Source organism: Paenarthrobacter sp. UW852 (genome assembly GCF_024608385.1).
Lineage (GTDB): Bacteria > Actinomycetota > Actinomycetes > Actinomycetales > Micrococcaceae > Arthrobacter.
Window position 1 is genome coordinate 409,770 of record NZ_JAMSGY010000002.1, and the last position, 17,214, is coordinate 426,983.

The window sequence follows — 17,214 nt, forward strand, 5'->3', positions numbered from 1 at the left end:
GAAGGTGGGTCGCAGTGTTCTTTCTCGATTCCGAGACCGCAGGCGCCCCGCAGGACTTGGTCTTTTCCGCCAGCGACCTCGTCATCGCTGCAACCTGCGAGTACCAGTTGCTCCGGAAGCTCGATGAAAAGCTGGGCCGGACCCCCAAGCCGGACTTTCCGCCCGACGCCATGCTGGAGCGCACCGCAACGCTGGGCGACGTCCACGAGCACAAGGTGCTCGATGACTTCGTGGCGGAGTTCGGCCACTGGGACCCGGCGACAGGAAAAGGCGTTTACGACGTCGTCCCCGCCGACGCGATGGACCGCACCACCCTTTCGGCCAAGCATGCGGAATCCATCGACGCCCTCAAATCCGGCGCGGACATCGTATTCCAGGCCGCCTTCTTCGATGGCCGGTTCCACGGCCGTTCGGACTTCCTGGTGAAGCGTCCCGGTGGCATGTACGCAGTCTTTGACACCAAGCTGGCACGGCATGCGAAAGTCACGGCCTTGCTGCAATTGGCCGCGTACGGGGATCAAATGCTGCAGGCCGGCATCACCCCTGACCCCACGATCACCTTGGTCCTGGGCAACCGCGTCCACAGCGACCACCCTTTATCGCAGGTCCTCCCGGTATTCCGCGAGCGCCGCGAACGATTCCTTGGCATGACCGCTGCGCACATGGCGGAGCCCGGGCCCATCGAATGGGGTGACGCCCGCTACTCCGCATGCGGCCGCTGCGACTACTGCGCAGAGCAGGTCCAGCTCCACCGGGACCTCCTGATGGTGGCAGGAATGCGCATCAGCCGACGGAGGAAGCTGATCGAGGCCGGAATCACCACCATCGACCAACTGGCAGCATCTCCTGCCGACGGCGACCCGATGTTCCTCAGGCTCCGGGAGCAAGCCCAGTTGCAGACCGGCACAGGCACACCTGATGGAACGGTCAATTACACGGACAAGTCCGGCGAAGCCAAGTCAGTGAGTTACACAGTGCTTCCCGACAACACTCTGGGCAGGCTCCCCGTGCCGGACCCGGGCGACATCTTCTTCGACTTCGAAGGCGACCCCCTCTGGCAGGACCCTGTCACCGGGAAGTGGGGGCTTGAGTACCTTTTCGGCGTCATCGAGAATCCAGCGGAACCTGGGGGCACCCCGGTCTTCAAGCCGTTCTGGGCGCACTCGCGTGCCGAGGAAGGCCATGCGTTCGTGGCTTTCCTGGACTACGTGGCCAAACGTCGCGCACAGTATCCGGGGATGCACATCTACCACTACGCGGCCTACGAAAAGACGGCGCTCAGGAACCTTTCCCTGACGCACGTGGTGGGCGAGTCCGCCGTCGACGACCTCCTGCGCGAGGGCGTCCTGGTGGACCTTTTCGACACCGTCCGGCACAGCATCCGGGTCTCCGAGAACTCGTACAGCATCAAGAAACTGGAACCGCTGTACATGGGCCAGCACCTGCGATCCGGGGACGTCACCGACGCCGGTGCCTCCGTGGTTGCCTACGCGGACTTCTGCACGGCGCGGGACACTGGCGAAGCAGACGCTGCGGCGGCAATCCTCGAGGGCATCCGGGACTACAACGAATACGACTGCCTCTCTACCCTGGAGCTGCGCAACTGGTTGCTGGAGCGGGCTGCCGAACGCTCCATCCAGCCGGCCGGCGGATCGGACGAAGCAGCTCCGACTGATACCGAACCCGAGAAGTACGAAGCAGCCCCGGAAGAAAAATCCCTGTTCGATTACCTGGCCGGCCTACCGGAGGATGGGAAATCCACCGCGGACGCGCGCGCCATTGGCATCGTCGCAGCTGGAGTGGGCTACCACCGCCGCGAGGACAAGCAGCATTGGTGGGGGCACTTCGACCGACTGGAAAAGCCCACCTCGCAGTGGCCGGATGAGCGTGATCTCTTTGTGGTGGATCACGCTGAGCTGCTCCAGGACTGGGCCAAGCCGACACCCCGGAGCAACCCAGCGCGGACGGTGAAGCTCTATGGCCGCTCGGGGGACGGAGCAGGACTCGAGGCCGGCAAGAAGTACTTCAGAATGTATGGCTCGCCCCTTCCGGACGGCTTGCAGGGGAAGGAATCGGCCGTGCTGGGCCGTGCCGGCTGGAACGGGACCCTGGTCACCGAAGTTGGCGAGGACCAGGACTTCGAAACGGTCACCATCACCGAAGGCCTTCGCAAGGACTCCAGTGCGTTCAGCCAACTGCCCATTGCCCTGACTCCGGATCCGCCCATCGCTACGAAAGGCCAGCGGGCAGCCCTCGCCGCGCTGGCAACACAGCTCAAGGACGCCCTGCCGGACTGGCCACAGGACCCGGCCTTGGACCTGGTGCGGAGAAGGCCGCCCAAGCTACGGAGCCTGGACGCTCTGCCTCGCGTGGAATCCGGGCCTGACGGATACGTTGACGCCATCACTGCGGCCGTAACCGACCTGGACGATTCCTACCTTGCCGTGCAGGGACCTCCGGGGAGTGGGAAGACCCACGTGGGTGCCCACGTCCTGGCACGGCTCGTAGCCAAAGGCTGGAAGGTGGGCGTCGTGGCGCAGTCGCACGCCGTGGTGGAAAACATGCTGTGCGCCGCAGTGGAGAAAGCAGGGTTGGACCCCCGGCAGGTTGCCAAGGAAGTCAAGCACGATAACCCCGTGCCATGGATGCACTGCGGCAAAGGCAACGTTGAGGACTTGCTCGCCAAGCCGGGCGGAGCATTGATCGGCGGGACGGCCTGGACCATGGTTGGCAAGGAGGTCCCGGCCGGTTCCTTGGATTTATTGGTCATCGACGAAGCAGGCCAGTTCTCCCTGGCTAACACCATGGCAGTAAGTAGTGCAGCCAAACGGCTCCTGCTCCTGGGCGATCCGCAGCAGCTGCCGCAGGTCACGCAGGGCAAACATCCCGAACCCGTCGACGAGTCGGCGCTTGGCTGGCTGTCCGATGGCTACAATACCTTGCCGCGGGAACTGGGCTATTTCCTGGCCCTGTCCTGGCGCATGCATCCCGAACTGTGCAGCGCAGTCTCAGAGCTCTCGTACGACAACCGGCTCGAGGCAGCGCCTGCCGCCAAGGAACGCCACTTGGAAGGGGCGAGTCCCGGGATCTCCTGCGTCTATGTCCCGCACGCCGGGAACTCGAGCAATTCGCCCGAAGAAGCCGCCGAAGTGGTCAGGCAAGTCCAAGACCATTTGGGACTGGAATGGCTGGACCCCTCGCAAGCCCCGGAGCCGAAGCCACTGCAGGAATCCGACATCCTGGTAGTCGCGGCTTACAACACCCAGGTCCAACTCATCAAGCATGAGCTCCGGGCCGCGGGCCTTCTCCACGTTCGGGTAGGAACAGTGGACAAGTTCCAAGGGCAGGAAGCACCGGTGGTCATCGTGTCCATGGCCGCCTCGGCAGCCGCCGAGGTTCCCCGGGGCATGGAGTTCCTGCTCTTGCGCAACCGGATCAATGTGGCGGTGTCCCGCGGCAAGTGGCGGGCCGTCGTCGTGCGTTCGCCTGAACTGACCAACTACCTCCCCACCCATCCGGAGGGACTGGAGAATCTGGGCGGCTTCGTTGCCCTGTGCCAGCGGAGTGTGAACACAGCTGACGACCCTACAGAGTCCCGTTAAGGACCTCTGCCGTACTGAAACGCAATGCTTCGTCCAGCACAAGGCCGAAGTTCGTGGCGTCGTGCGCAAAGCGGCCCAGGAAGAGCCCGGAAACCCCGGTAAGTTGAGGCAGCAGCCCCGGCTTGGCCGATCCCCCATAAATGATGGGTAGCCCGCCCAGTCCCTGCTGACCGAGCGAGTCCCGCAAGGCAGCCACCACGCGGGAAACATAGGCGGCGGACGCTGGCTCGGGGGCACCAATCGCCCAGACCGGTTCATACGCAATAACCAGTTTGGCGGCCGCTGACCAGTCGGCGGACACCGCTGACGTGATCTGCCGAAACACTGTCTCTGCGGCCGTCTCCGGTTCCACCATGTTAGGCTCCCCCACGCACAACAGCGGAGTGAGGCCAGCATCGACAGCGGCACTGACCTTAAGCGCCACCACACGGTCGTCTTCGGCGAAGTGCCGCCGCCGTTCCGCGTGGCCGACCTCAACAAGGCCCACACCGAGCTCAGCCAGCATCGAAGGAGAGACTTCCCCCGTCCACGGCCCGTCGGCCCATCCGCAATTCTGCGCGCCGAGCAGCAGAGGAGAACCTGCCGTCATTGGGGCCGCGGCGGGCAATACAGGAAACGACGGGATCACAAACGGGACCACCCGCCCGGCCGCAAGGGCCGGGCGGGCGTCGACTTCCGCCACCAACTGCTCCAACCACGCCAGGGAATGCGCGTAGCCCATGTACATCTTGGTGCTGACCCCTATGTAAAGGACGTCAGGCGAAGGTGAGGAGGCAGCTGGGCGCATTTTCTACTTGCCCAGCAGTTCGTCGGCTTTGTTGGTGAAGGCGCGGGTGCCAAACATCATCAGGGCCGCCACGAACGGCAGGACACCCAAGGCGTAGACACCCATGGTGCCGGTATCCGAAGCCGTGACCTCGTTGACGGTAGTCCGCAGGATTGGTGCGACGAATCCGCCCAGGTTTCCGAGCGAGTTGATCAGCCCGATACCGGCAGCGGCCGCGGTCCCGGTGAGGAACGCCGTCGGGTATGACCAGCAGATGGGGCCCGTCGCCAGGAAGCTGCACACCGCAAGAGTGATGAAGATGATGCCGATGGCCGGCAAGTGGTTGGCACCAGCCCAGGCGGAGCCGAAGATGCACAGGCCAGTGGAGACAAACAGCGCGGTGCCCCAGCGGCGTCGGCGGGCAACAGTGTTGGCCGCTTTGCCAATGAAGTAGCAGGCGAAGATGCCGAAGAACCACGGAATGGCAGCCATCAGGCCAACGGCCAGGCCCACCTTCTGGCCGGTGAGCTGAGCCACCTGCTGCGGGAGGTAGAAGGTGACACCGTAGACGGCGATCTGAAGGCAGAAGTAGATGACGGTGAAGTACCAGACCTTGCCGTTGCGCATGGAAGCCAGCACGCCCTTGGGACCTGTTTCTTCCTTGACCGTGTCTTCCAGTGCCATGACGTCTGACAAGGCCTTCTTTTCCTCTTTCGAGAGGAACTTGGCGTCCTGCGGGCTGTTGATGAGGAAGAAGTAGGCTGCCACACCGGCCAGGACGGCGAGCATGCCTTCAACGAAGAACATGACCTGCCAGCCTGCGACGCCGGGAACCTGGTCGCCGATGTTGATGAGCCAACCGGACAGCGGCGCACCCATCATCTGCGAGAACGGCTGGGCCAGGTAGAAGATGGCGAACATTTTCACGCGGACCTTATTCGGGAACCAGGCCGCGAGGAACATGATGACGCCGGGGAACAACCCTGCTTCGGTAACACCCAGCAGGAATCGAAGGATGATGAAGGACGTCTCGCCCTGCACGAACGCGAAGCAGGCCGACACGATGCCCCACGTGATCGCGATACGTGCCAGCCACACTTTGGCACCGAACTTGGTGAGCAGCAGGTTGCTGGGGATTTCAAACAGGGCGTAGCCGATGAAGAAGATACCGGCACCCAGGGCGTATGCCCCTGCCGTGATGCCCTTGTCCACTTCCAGCGCAGCTTCGGCGAAGCCAACATTGGTACGGTCCAGGAAAGCCACCACGTACAGGATGACAAGCATCGGCATGAGCCGACGGGATGCTTTGGAGATCGCCGATTTGAGGACCGGCGTATCCAGCAACTCCTTGGTGGAATTGGCGGTTACTGACATTGAAACTCCTCTTTGAGTGACAGCAAATTGATGGGTGCGGCGCTATCAGCGCGGGAAGAAAATGAGCACCATGCCCACGGCGCAGGCGAGAATGCCCACGGCAAGGTAGATCTTGCGTTCTCTGGTCCAGGTCCGCATGGCTGTCCTAGTGCATGTACAGTCCGCCATCCACATTCAGCGTCTGGCCGGAGATGTATCCGGAGTCCTCGCTGATGAGGAAGGCGATGGCGGCGGCTATGTCCCGGGTGGAGCCCACCCGGTTCACCACGAGGTCCTTGGTGAGTTCGTCCTTGCGCTCCTGGCTCAGCGTGCCGCCCATGATGTCGGTGTCGATGGGGCCGGGAGAGATGGCGTTGACGGTGATGTCGTACTCGCCCAGTTCGCGGGCTGTTGCCCGGGTAAGGCCGAGGACGCCGGCCTTGGCTACCGAGTACGGGGTCTTGGAGAAGGTGCCGCCGCCGCGTTGCGCGGAAACGGAAGAGATGTTCACGATCCGGCCGATCCGGTTCTTGACCATGGATTCAGCCACGCGACGGGTTGCATAGTGGACACCGTTGAGGTTGATGTTGAGGACCCGGTCCCACTCAGCCGGTTCAAGTTCAAGGTAGCCGATGGGCGAGCTGACGCCTGCAACATTGGCCAGAGCGACAATCTGGGGCAGTTCAGCTTCGAGTTCGTCAATGGCCGCACGGACTTCGGCTTCGCTGGCCACGTTCGCGCCCACGCCGTGGGCCTGCACGCCAAATGCTGCGGCGATTTCCTTGGCAGCGAGCTTGCAGGCAGCGTCGTCAAGGTCGATGATGCCGATGTTCCAGCCCTCGGCCGCCAGGTAGTTGACGGTGGCCCGGCCGATGCCGCGCTCGGACACTGCGCCGGTGACAATTGCGGTGCGTGATTCTGGGAAAGTCATGGGTCTTCTCCTGTGAAGTGTTAGTTGATGGGGGCCGGGCCAAGCTCTTCAATGAGCTTCTGCATGGCCACGTAGGCCTTATTGCGATAGGCGATGAGCTCCGGGGTCCGCTCGGCGGGTACGTTGAGGAAGCCCGAGCCGGTCTTGGTGCCCAGCTTGCCTGCCTCGACCAGGTCCGAGAGGATCTTCGGCGTCGCGAAGCGCTCCGGGAAGCCCGTTTGCAGCGACTTGTAGCAGAAGTTGTACACATCCAAACCGGCCATGTCGGCTATGGCGAACGGACCGAAGAACGGCAAGCGGAAGCCGAAGGTCGTACGCACCAGGGTGTCGACGTCGTCCGCTGTTGCGATCCCCTGCTCGACCAGTTGGGCCGCCTCGTGGAACAGCGCGTACTGCAGGCGGTTCAGGACAAACCCGGTGACGTCCTTCACGACGGCGGTCTGCTTGCCGGCTGCGTGGACGAGGTCGCGGGAGGCGGACACTGTTGCGGCAGAGGTTTCAGCGTGAGGGATGATCTCGACGCCGGGAATGAACGGCGACGGGTTGGAGAAGTGGACACCCAGGAAGCGCTCGGGGTTGATCACGGCTTCGGCCAGGTCCGCAATGGAAATGGTGGACGTGTTCGAGCCGATCAGGGCATCCGGCCGGGCCGCGGCGCTGATCCGCGAAAGGGTCTGGTGCTTGATCTCCAGGACCTCAGGGACGGCTTCTTCGATGAAGTCGGCATCGGCCACGGCTTCCTCAATGTCCTTGGCAGCCCACAGGTTCTGCTTGAGGATTTCCGTGGACCCGGCCGGGAAAAGTCCGTCGGCGATGAACTGCTCCGATTCCTCCAACAACCTGTCGTAGTTCTTCTGCGCCACTTCGGCGGAAACATCAGCCAGCGCCACGCGCGCTCCGCCGAGGGCCAGGACCTGGGCGATGCCGCCGCCCATGTAGCCGGAACCGACGACGGCGATCTTCCGGGCTGCGTTGCTGGCAGGCTCTGCGTTTGCTTCAGAAATGGTCATGGTCAGACTGCCTTCGTGTAGTCGGGCTCATAGGAGCAGATGGCATCCACCTTCGCGGCGGAGGATGAGGTTTGGTCGAAGCGGTGGTCCAGCCACTCCCCTACGAGCTTTTTGGCCAGTTCCAAGCCAATCACCCGCTGGCCGAGCGTCAGGACCTGCGCATTGTTGCTGAGGACGGACCGCTCCACGGAGTAGCTGTCGTGGGCGGTTACCGCACGGATGCCGGGCACTTTGTTGGCCGCGATGGCCACGCCCAGTCCGGTGCCACAGATCAGCAGCGCCCGGTCGGCTTCGCCCGCTGCCACCTTGCGGGCGGCGTCAACGGCAACGTGCGGGTAGGCCGTGGAATCGTTGAAGCCCACTCCCACATCCGTCACGGACGCTACACGCGGATCCGCTTCCAGGAGGGCCAGGAGTGCCTGCTTGTACTCAACGCCGGCTTCGTCATTGCCGACGACGATGCGCCAGCCTTGGTTGTTGCTCATGTTCAGGCTCCGTTTCCGGCCGGGGCCGCGGAAGTGGCGGCGGCCAGTAGTGAATCGATGTGGCTGGAGATTCTTGTGACGATCAGTCCGAAGGAGACCGCGCCGGGATCGGGATGGCCGAGGCTCTTTTCGGCGAGCGGACGGGCACGGCCCTTCAGCGGCCTCAGTTCAGCGGTCCCGGCGGCAGCGGACTCGGCCGCCGCGGCGGCGACTGCCAGCGCCCGGTCAACGGGAGCACCGCCGTCGAGCTCTGCCAGGAAAGTGTCCCGGAACGGCAGGAGCGCGTCCACCATGGTCTTGTCACCGGGGTCGGCTTTGCCGAGTTCGGTAATAGCACGCACGAAGGCCTTCACCGCTGCGGCTGCGTCCTCCGACGCGTAACTGTCGCGGTTGCCGAGCGACTGTCCGGCTGCGATCACTGCAGACCCCCACAGCGCGCCCGACGTCCCACCGGCCCGCTCGCTCCAGGCTTCACCGGCCGTGGTCAGAACGCGGGCCACGGACGAACCAGTTGCTGCTTCCCCGGCCGAAGCGGCCGCGTCGACACCGCGGCGCATGCCGATCCCGTGGTCGCCGTCTCCGGCGATGGCGTCCAGCTTCCCTAGTTCCTCTTCGTGCTCCACCACCACATCCCGCACCTGGGCGAGGATGGCTACGGCCTGCCGCCCGAGTTCCGCGGCCGCCGCGGTGGGCTGTTCGACGTCGGCCGTCCCGGCGTCGTCGACTATCGCCTCGGCGCGTGGTGCGCGCGGGGCCATGCTTCCCTTGCGGAACGCCGGGGTATCGGCGGGCGCAGCCCAGTACTGTTCCAGTTCCTCGTCCAACCACAGGAGCGTGAGCGAGAGGCCGGACATGTCCAGACTGGTCACCAGCTCACCGCATTCGGGTTCCACCACCGTGAGTCCCGCAGCGGTGAGGAGCTTCTCGGCCTTGCCAAAGAGCAGGAAGAGTTCGTCGTATTTCACGGTGCCCAGTCCGTTGACTATGGCGACCACGCGGTCACCGGCGTCCTCGGGCTTGTCGGCGAGCAGCTTTGACACCAGGAGTTCGGCAAGCTCGGAAGCCGTGGGCATGGGGTGCTCGGAGATTCCTGGTTCGCCGTGGATACCGAGCCCCAATGACATCTGCCCGGATGGCACATGGAACAGCGGATCCTTGGCACCGGGCAACGTGCAGCCGTCAAAGGCCACGCCGAGCGAACGCGTGCGGTAGTTGGTCTTGATGGCCAAACGCTCGACGTCGTCAAGGTCCAGTCCCGCTTCGGCCGCAGCTCCTGCGATCTTGAAGACCGTGAGGTCTCCGGCGATACCGCGGCGCCTCTCGAGCTGGTCGATGGGAGCGCTGGCGATGTCGTCGGTGACGGTAACGGTGCGGGTTTCGATGCCCTCTGCGTTGAGCCGCAGCTGGGCTTGGCCGAAGTGGAGGACGTCGCCGGCGTAGTTGCCGTAGCTCAGGAGGACACCGCCTCCGGCGTTGGCTGCCTTGGCCACCCGGTACACCTGTCCCGCTGCCGGTGAAGCGAACATGTTGCCGCATGCGGAGCCAGTTGCCAGGCCGGGGCCGACCAGACCGGCGAAGGCCGGGTAGTGACCCGAACCGCCGCCGACCACCAGTGCTACCTGGCCGGACGGAACTTCGGTGGAGCGGACCACGCCGCCGTCCACCCGGGCAACGTAGCCACGGTTGGCGGCAACAAAGCCGTCCAGTGCTTCATCGGCGAAGTCTGCCGGATTGTCGAAAATCTGTGTCATTTCCTAGACTCCTGCCAGCTGGGTAGCTGGTTCCTGGCGTCCCTGCGCTACCTGGCTGGTGCCCAGTGCATAGCCGTCGGACTTCGGCAGGACGTGCCTGCGCAGGTAGTCCTGGTTGCCGGCCGTGACGCTCAGGCCGTCGCCACCATAGTGCTCGGTGCAGAGGATGCCCTGGAAACCAACCGACAGCGCGAATTTGAAAGCCTCGCGGTAGTTGATGAGCCCGCTCTCCATCGGAGCCGGCATGGTGATGTAGCTGTCCCGGGCCACGTCCTCGTCCCGGATGTAGTTCTTCATGTGCCAGTAGTTTGAGTAGGGCAGGGTCTTTTCCACCATTTCGCGCCAATCCTCGATGGGACGGTGAAGGCGGATGAGGTTGCCCAGGTCCGGGTTGAGGCCCACGTTGTCCAGGCCGATGTCCTGGACCAGTTGGACCGAGGAGTCTGCAGTGCCGAGGTACGTGTCCTCGTACATTTCCAGCGAGAGAAGGATGCCTGCCTCTGCGGCGTGCTTGCCAAGTTCACGGAGACGGGAGACAGCGTTGCCCCAGGCTTCCTTGTCCCCCACGGGGTCCTTGTAGCCCTCGACGGTCCAGAACCAGAGCTGTTTCTGCTGCTCCGGCGTGATGGCCTGGTGCAGGCCGAATGAGACTACTTCGCACCCGAGCTCCGCGGCGGCGTCGATGGTGCGGTGGCTGTAGGCGAGGTTGTCTGCCCAGTCCGTGTGGTGGATGACGCTGCGCCGGATCGCGGAAATGACGGGAACCCCAATGCCCACGTCGGCAGCGGTCTGCTTGAACTCAGCCAGGCGCTCTTTGCTGAGGTCTCCTGGTCGGACCCAGCTGTCGGTGAGGTCTGCGTTCGCGAAACCTGCGTCCTTCACTTCCTGGAGGACGGAGGCCCACACTGAAGCGTCGGCATCGTTGACCTGTGTTCCCTCGGCGTCGGTGCCGGGGAATTGCAGGAGGGCCGCGGTGATGGGCCAATTCTCGGCGGTGTACGCCATGATGATCACTCCTTCGTGGAATCCTGTTTCCTATAGGATTTACGATACGAGCAATGCTGTCAACCCTTTTTGAAAACTTCCTAGATCCTATATGTCATACATATGTATGTGAAGGGGGTCACGCCTTGTGCTGGGTGTGCTTGGTGGGGGCGCCCTTTTCCGCCCGGCGCACCCGTAACCACGGGCGCGCTCGGCGCGAAAGGGTGCGCCGCGAGCCACTAACGGGTGCCCAGGGCGGGAACAGGCGCGCAGCCCGAAAGGGAACGCGGACTTAGTCCTCGGGCGCGTCAGCCATCGCCCGGCCGCGCACCTTCTCCACGTGATCGACCATCATGTCCGCAGCCCTCTCCGGGTCCCCGCTCAGCATGGCGTCCAGCACGGCCTGGTGCTCGGCGATCGCCTGCTCGGCATCGGTGATGCCCACTCCCCCGAAAAGCCGGAACCGTTGGATCTGCCCGCCCAGGGTGTTGTAGGCCGCGAGCAGGAACTGGTTGTTGGCCTGCGCGGCAATGAGCTGGTGGAAGCGCTCGTCGGCCTCCAGGTAGCTGCGGTACTCGGCAAATGTTCCACCGCGGGGTGCCGTTTTCAGGTCCTCCACGGCCTGCTTAAGTGCGTCCAGGCCGTCGGGTGTCATGCGCGAGCAAGCCAAGCGGGCATTGACCGGTTCGATGGACAGCCGCGCTTCCATGAGCTCAGCGAAATCCTCGCGGGTGAAGACCGGCGCCACCCGATAACCCTTCAAAGCGACGCGCCGGACCATTCCGGTGTGCTCCAGCCGGGCCAATGCCTCGCGGACCGGGGTGGGCGAAACGTCGAGTTCCCGCGCCATGCCGTCGATGCTGACGGCCGCGCCAGGCTCCAGCCTGCCGTCCATGAGCCATTCCAGGAGGGCTTCGTAGACGTGGTCGGCCAGCACTTGGCGGCTGACGGGGAAGCCGGCGCGGGCGACGGAAGGATCAGGCATGCCACAAATCCTATAGGAACGCCGACGTCTGACAGGGCAGGCGCCCCCGTCACATTCCGCCCAAACCACGCGTTAAACCACGACGTCGGCACCCGGGTTGGGTGCCGACGTCGTGGGTTTCGTACAGCTTAGTTAGCGTAGAACGGGTAGTCCGTGTACCCCTCGGCGCCCTCAGCGTAGAAGGTGGACGCATCCGGCTCGTTGAGCGGAAGGCTCTCGCGCCAGCGGCGGGCGAGGTCCGGGTTGGCGATGGCGGGACGACCCACCACTACGGCGTCGGCCAGTCCGTCCTCGATAATGGCCACGGCTTCCTCGCGGGTGGTGATCTCGCTGAAGCCGGTGTTCACCAGGAACGTTCCGTTGAAACGCTCACGAAGGTCCTGGACCAGGGCGCCCTTGGGGTCGTGGTGCAGGATGCTCAGGTAGGCCAGGTTGAGCGGTGCGATGGAGTCCACCAGGACCTCGTACGTAGCGCGTACGTCCGCGGCATCTACCTCGGCGATGCCCTGGACGTTGTGCTCCGGAGAAATCCGGATGCCGACGCGGTTGGCACCGAGGGCTTCGACAACCGCATTGACGGTCTCGATCACGAAGCGGGCACGGTTCTCCGGGGAGCCACCGTAGCTGTCCGTGCGCACGTTCGAGTTCGGGGCGAGGAACTCATGCAGCAGGTAGCCGTTGGCCGAGTGGAGTTCAACGCCGTCGAAACCTGCCTCAATGGCATTCTTGGAAGCGGTGACGATTTCCTGGATGACGCCCGGGAGTTCATCGGTGCGCAGTTCGCGGGGCACCGGGTAGGCCTGCTTGCCGTTGGGCGTGCGGACTTCGCCTTCGATGGCGACGGCGCTGGGGCCTACGATCTCAACACCGCCAGTGATGTCGGCGTGCGAAACACGTCCACCGTGCATGATCTGGGCAAACATGCGGCCGCCCTCTGCGTGAACGGCTTCAGTGACCTGCTTCCAACCGGCGATCTGCTCTTCAGTGACGAGTCCCGGCTGGCCCGGGTAGGACCGGCCTGCGGGGGTCGGGTAGGTTCCCTCGCTGACGATCAAGCCGAGGGACGCCCGCTGGCGGTAATGCTCTGCGATCAATGAACCGGGAATTCCTTGCTCACCTGCGCGAAGGCGCGTCAGGGGGGCCATTACCAATCGGTTGGACAGTTCAAGCTCGCCGAGGGCCAGGGGGGAAAACAGCATGCGCGGATCCTTTCAGAATGAATCAGGTTCACTCTGGGCAACTGCATGGCGTCTGCAACTATTCCGTGTGAGGCGGAGATCACACAGAGGGGCCGGCATCCCGGGCGGAGCACGCGTCCAGAAGCTCACCTACGCGAGCCAGGAAAGTTTTACGATGATCCTGGGCGGCTTCCTGGTCGATGGAAATATCAACCGGAACTTCAACGCAGTCTTCCACAGTCAACCGACAGCCTGCGGCGGTGGCATCCAAACGATAGGTGGTTCTTTGCGACACAGGACTTGGTGGAAAGAGTGCTTGGGTTACCGCCATTCGCCCGGGAATTTCCTCGACAACTTCGATGACCTCGATCTGACCGTTCCTGAGGAAAAAGCACTGCCGCTCCCCTGGGCCATCTGGTAACCCAGGTACGGAGACCGCCTGGATCACGTTCTCGCTCAGCAGGGTCGCTGATTCCGCAGGCTTGATCAATGACCACACTGCCGAGGCAGAATGCGGATACTCAGCTGTCGCAGAAGTAGTGACGGTATTGAACGCAGCTTCGTGCGCTGTAACCTTGCCTGGCTTTGCCTTGACGCCCTGAATCACTGCAAGGATGAACGTCATCAGGAGACCGCCGACGACGAGTGCCAGGACCGCGATACCTCGAGGGTCTTCCTTCTGAAGCAGGACGGCCCCGAGAACGCTCAGGGCCACGAGTCCGGACAGCGCCAGGATGGAAACGTAGGTTAGAACGGCAGTCTTCACGAGCTCAAGGGTGACAGAGCCGCAACCCAATCGCCATGAAGCGCGCCCGAGCTACTCAGGCTTGATGTTCTTCAGGGCATCGTCGAAGCATTCACAGAGGGCCAGGACCGCCACGAGGTGCGCTTCCTCAGCGTGAGGCGGGTCGGTGTTGATGCAGATGGCCTCGTTCACGGAGTCGGCGAGATCCTTGGACTCGTGGCCGGTGAGCGCCCAAACGCGGGCACCGCCTGCCTTGGCAGCGGCAGCAGCGTCCCGCAGGTCCTCGGTGATGCCCTTGGCAGCCAGAAGGACAACGATGTCGCCTCGGCGGACCTGATCAGAGAGTTGGGCGCTGATGCTGGCAGCGGCCCCGTCAGCTCCTTTGGGAATGTAGATGGCTTTGAAACCGGAGCCACCCCCGGGGTCGTGGGCCGCGAGCTCCGAAGTGAACCTCTGGGCTTCATGCGATGAACCGTCGCTGCCGGCAGCGAACACGGTCCCACCCCGTCGCCGGACACGCGCCAGTTCTTCGCCCCATTCGGCGAGCCTGGAGGACTCCCGGCGCAGGGAAGCAACCGCTGGACCGATTTCGCCCAAGTGCCCAAGAACCACATCCACGGCGTGCCGGCTCGCCTTGGACCCGGCCGCACGCACCTCCTGACCTGTTCGCCTCACCACGATGCTCACTTTCCTGCCTCCGTTTCCCCGTTGAAACTATTGGTTCCGATCGCCGTCGCGCGTTGAACCCTCCCGAACTGAACCGTTGCGATCGGACCTGTCGCGGGTCAAACGCTCCCCTTCTGCCGCATTGGTGCGATCGGTGGTCGATTCGTCCAATCGGGCCGAGCCGTTGGAACGGTCGTTGGCATTCGGGTCCAGCTTGTCTGCGTGGCGAAGATGCTCGTCGACGCGCCCGCGGGCCTCTTCGGCTTTCTCCGCATGCCGTTCAGCTTCCTTGCGGAGACGGTTGGCCTCCACTTCGGCCTGCAGGGCATTGGCTTCGGCCTGCGCGGATTCGGCCTTGGCCTGGTGCGCGCCAATGGCCTCCTCGGCGGCTTTCTCCCGCAGCTCTTCGGCGCGGTGACGGTTGACTTCAGCCTTCTTCCGGCGCCCGACGACGACCGCGATCACGACAGCGGCGATAACGACGACGGCGATGACGATGATCAGCACCAGTTGTCCTGTGTCCATCTGGATTACCTCCCTGATGTGCGGCTTTTGGGGGCGCCGCCCGTTGCCCACGCTGTAGTTGCTACCGAGGATGTACCCCTGTGGGATCCTTCCAAACGATGTGTCTGCCTAGGCCGGGAGTTCCATTCGGAAACCACAGCGGCACTGGAGAACCCGGGTTTTCAGGTAAACGTCCATGAGGCCGTCATCGGTATCTTCGGTGGAAAGCGGTGCGTACACGCTGCGTGCGGAGTTCGTTGAGAATTGCATCGGTTCACCGCAGTGGAAGTACTGTCCGCCGAATTGCAACAGTCCGGAGACGGTTCCGTTGCGGTTCAGCACGGCAGCAACGTCATGGAACGCGGCGGTATGCGCATATGAGGACTCGCAGGCCAGGCAGGTGTAGGACACGGAGACCAGCAGTTCGCCGGAATGCGGCTCTATGGACTCGATCGTCTCAAGGTCCAGGTGGTCCGTGGAATTGCATTTGCCGCACAACAGCGCCTGTGCCTTAGGACGCGGCGTGGAGCCAGGAATCAACGGATTTCTCATCATCGACAATCTCATCTCTCCTTGGTCAACCCTGCCCGAGAACTCTCCCTGCCACTATCGTAACTAATGGTCAGCTTACTTACTAGTTTCTGGATGCAAGCACATTGTCCGAGGTCGAGTGGCCTTGTGCCCTGGTATCAACTCTGATTCGCTGGGAAGGTCTCCTGCAGCGAGGGACAGCTCCAGCCAAACAGCAGGGAGAACCAGTTGTGAAAGCAGTGACATGGCAAGGCCGACGCTCTGTAAGCGTCATTGACGTACCGGACCCCACCATTCAAGACCCCACGGATGCGATCGTGCGGATCACGTCGACGGCCATCTGCGGCTCAGACCTGCACCTTTACGAGGTCCTGGGCCCCTATATGCATCAGGGCGACGTCATCGGCCACGAACCCATGGGAATCGTGGAAGAGGTGGGCTCGGAAGTCCACCGCCTGAAGAAGGGCGATCGCGTGGTGGTGCCTTTCAACATTTCCTGTGGGCGCTGCTTCATGTGCAACCAAGGCCTGCAGTCACAGTGCGAAACCACTCAGATCACCGCCAAAAATTCGGGAGCTGCCCTGTTCGGATATTCGGAACTCTATGGCTCCGTTCCTGGTGGACAGGCGCAGTACTTGCGGGTCCCGTTCGCCGATTACGGCCCGGTCAAAGTCGAATCCGACGCCCCCGATGAGCGCTACCTTTTCCTTTCCGACATCCTTCCCACCGCCTGGCAGGCTGTGGACTACGCAAACGTTCCCGAGGGCGGCACACTCGCGGTGCTCGGACTGGGTCCGGTGGGCCAGTTTGCTGCCAGGATCGGCGTCCATAAAGGGTTCCGGGTCATCGGCGTAGACCCGGTGCCCGAGCGCCGGGCCATGGCGGAACAGCATGGGGTGGAAACCATGGACTACAGCCCGGACGTCGCCGGCATGATCCGGGAGGAGACACTGGGACGCGGGCCGGACTCGGTGGTGGACGCTGTAGGAATGGAAGCCCACGGCTCACCCGTGGCGTCTTTCCTGCACAAGGCCGTGTCCTTGCTCCCGGACAAACCGGCACAGGTCGCCATGGAGACCATGAGCGTGGACCGTCTTGCCGCACTGCATACCGCCATCGACGTAGTCCGCCGCGGAGGGACCATCTCGCTCAGCGGCGTCTACGGCGGACAGGCGGACCCCATGCCGCTCATGACCATGTTCGACAAGCAGATCCAGCTGCGGATGGGCCAATGCAACGTTCGCAGCTGGACTGACCAGCTGCTCCCCCTGGTAGAGGACGACGCCGATCCGCTTGGCGTCATGCGGCTGGTCACCCATACCGGCTCCCTGGATGAGGCACCGGAGCTGTACCAAAAGTTCCAGAAGAAGCAGGACGGGTGTATCAAGGTAGTCCTCAAGCCATAGGCAGCCGGCACTTCACGGACTTTCAGGAAACATCCAGAATCGCTAGATAGCCTAGCGATTGTCAGAGTTGGATTACATCGAAGGAGGGCCCATGGGACTCGGAGACAAGATCAGCAACAAGGCACAGGAAGTCACCGGCAAGGCAAAGGAAGCCTTGGGTGACGCCACCAATAACGAGAAACTGCAGGCCGAAGGAGCCGCTGACCAGGCGGCAGCCAAGACCAAGCAGGCCGGAGAGAACGTCAAGGACGCCGCCAAGGACGTCTTCGACAAGTAATCCACCAGCAATAACCACACAGCGCAACGCCCGGCTTCCC

General features: G+C 63.3%; 16 protein-coding genes. 3 read left to right on the forward strand and 13 right to left on the reverse strand.

Going from position 1 to position 17,214, the window contains the following annotated elements; translation table 11 throughout:
- The first annotated feature begins 14 nt into the window (after positions 1-14).
- Positions 15-3,602: a bifunctional RecB family nuclease/DEAD/DEAH box helicase gene (locus tag NEK97_RS05065; RefSeq protein ID WP_257368835.1), complete on the forward strand. Its 3,588-nt coding sequence runs from the start codon at positions 15-17 to the stop codon at positions 3,600-3,602.
- Here NEK97_RS05065 and NEK97_RS05070 read toward each other — a convergent pair.
- The 13 genes from NEK97_RS05070 to NEK97_RS05130 form a co-directional block, all read right to left on the reverse strand.
- Positions 3,586-4,389 (reverse strand): triose-phosphate isomerase family protein, encoded by an 804-nt coding sequence (locus NEK97_RS05070; protein WP_257368836.1) that lies wholly within the window; start codon positions 4,387-4,389, stop codon positions 3,586-3,588. The two genes, NEK97_RS05065 and NEK97_RS05070, sit on opposite strands and share 17 nt — an antisense overlap.
- A gap of 3 nt (positions 4,390-4,392) precedes the next feature.
- Positions 4,393-5,742 carry an MFS transporter gene (locus tag NEK97_RS05075; RefSeq protein ID WP_235519083.1) on the reverse strand — a complete coding sequence of 450 codons (1,350 nt, stop codon included), beginning with the start codon at positions 5,740-5,742 and terminating at the stop codon, positions 4,393-4,395.
- Between the two features lie 145 nt (positions 5,743-5,887).
- On the reverse strand, positions 5,888-6,652 hold the full coding sequence (locus NEK97_RS05080) for an SDR family NAD(P)-dependent oxidoreductase (protein ID WP_257368837.1): 765 nt from the start codon (positions 6,650-6,652) through the stop codon (positions 5,888-5,890).
- Between the two features lie 20 nt (positions 6,653-6,672).
- On the reverse strand, positions 6,673-7,662 hold the full coding sequence (locus tag NEK97_RS05085; RefSeq protein WP_257368838.1) for a 3-hydroxyacyl-CoA dehydrogenase family protein: 990 nt from the start codon (positions 7,660-7,662) through the stop codon (positions 6,673-6,675).
- Between the two features lie 2 nt (positions 7,663-7,664).
- Positions 7,665-8,147: a ribose-5-phosphate isomerase gene (locus NEK97_RS05090; RefSeq protein WP_257368839.1), complete on the reverse strand. Its 483-nt coding sequence runs from the start codon at positions 8,145-8,147 to the stop codon at positions 7,665-7,667.
- Between the two features lie 2 nt (positions 8,148-8,149).
- Positions 8,150-9,898, reverse strand: coding sequence for a dihydroxyacetone kinase subunit DhaL (dhaL, locus tag NEK97_RS05095; protein ID WP_257368840.1), 1,749 nt, complete (start codon positions 9,896-9,898; stop codon positions 8,150-8,152).
- A gap of 3 nt (positions 9,899-9,901) precedes the next feature.
- Positions 9,902-10,903 carry a sugar phosphate isomerase/epimerase gene (locus NEK97_RS05100; protein ID WP_257368841.1) on the reverse strand — a complete coding sequence of 334 codons (1,002 nt, stop codon included), beginning with the start codon at positions 10,901-10,903 and terminating at the stop codon, positions 9,902-9,904.
- Between the two features lie 271 nt (positions 10,904-11,174).
- Positions 11,175-11,867: a GntR family transcriptional regulator gene (locus NEK97_RS05105; protein ID WP_257368842.1), complete on the reverse strand. Its 693-nt coding sequence runs from the start codon at positions 11,865-11,867 to the stop codon at positions 11,175-11,177.
- Positions 11,868-11,995: 128 nt separating this feature from the next.
- Positions 11,996-13,066: an alkene reductase gene (locus tag NEK97_RS05110; RefSeq protein WP_257368843.1), complete on the reverse strand. Its 1,071-nt coding sequence runs from the start codon at positions 13,064-13,066 to the stop codon at positions 11,996-11,998.
- 79 nt (positions 13,067-13,145) lie between these two features.
- A complete protein-coding gene (locus NEK97_RS05115) occupies positions 13,146-13,811 on the reverse strand; it encodes a hypothetical protein (protein ID WP_257368844.1) in 666 nt (221 codons plus the stop codon).
- 51 nt (positions 13,812-13,862) lie between these two features.
- Entirely contained in the window at positions 13,863-14,477 is a 615-nt protein-coding gene (locus NEK97_RS05120) for an SIS domain-containing protein (protein ID WP_235519074.1), read from the reverse strand.
- A 27-nt stretch (positions 14,478-14,504) separates the two neighbouring features.
- A complete protein-coding gene (locus tag NEK97_RS05125; RefSeq protein ID WP_257368845.1) occupies positions 14,505-14,981 on the reverse strand; it encodes a hypothetical protein in 477 nt (158 codons plus the stop codon).
- Between the two features lie 108 nt (positions 14,982-15,089).
- Positions 15,090-15,527, reverse strand: coding sequence for a hypothetical protein (locus NEK97_RS05130; RefSeq protein ID WP_257368846.1), 438 nt, complete (start codon positions 15,525-15,527; stop codon positions 15,090-15,092).
- Positions 15,528-15,721: 194 nt separating this feature from the next.
- Between NEK97_RS05130 and NEK97_RS05135 the strand changes: the two genes are divergently transcribed.
- Both NEK97_RS05135 and NEK97_RS05140 read left to right on the forward strand, forming a co-directional pair.
- On the forward strand, positions 15,722-16,897 hold the full coding sequence (locus NEK97_RS05135) for a zinc-dependent alcohol dehydrogenase (protein ID WP_257368847.1): 1,176 nt from the start codon (positions 15,722-15,724) through the stop codon (positions 16,895-16,897).
- 91 nt (positions 16,898-16,988) lie between these two features.
- A complete protein-coding gene (locus tag NEK97_RS05140; protein WP_211712941.1) occupies positions 16,989-17,174 on the forward strand; it encodes a CsbD family protein in 186 nt (61 codons plus the stop codon).
- Positions 17,175-17,214 lie beyond the last annotated feature (40 nt).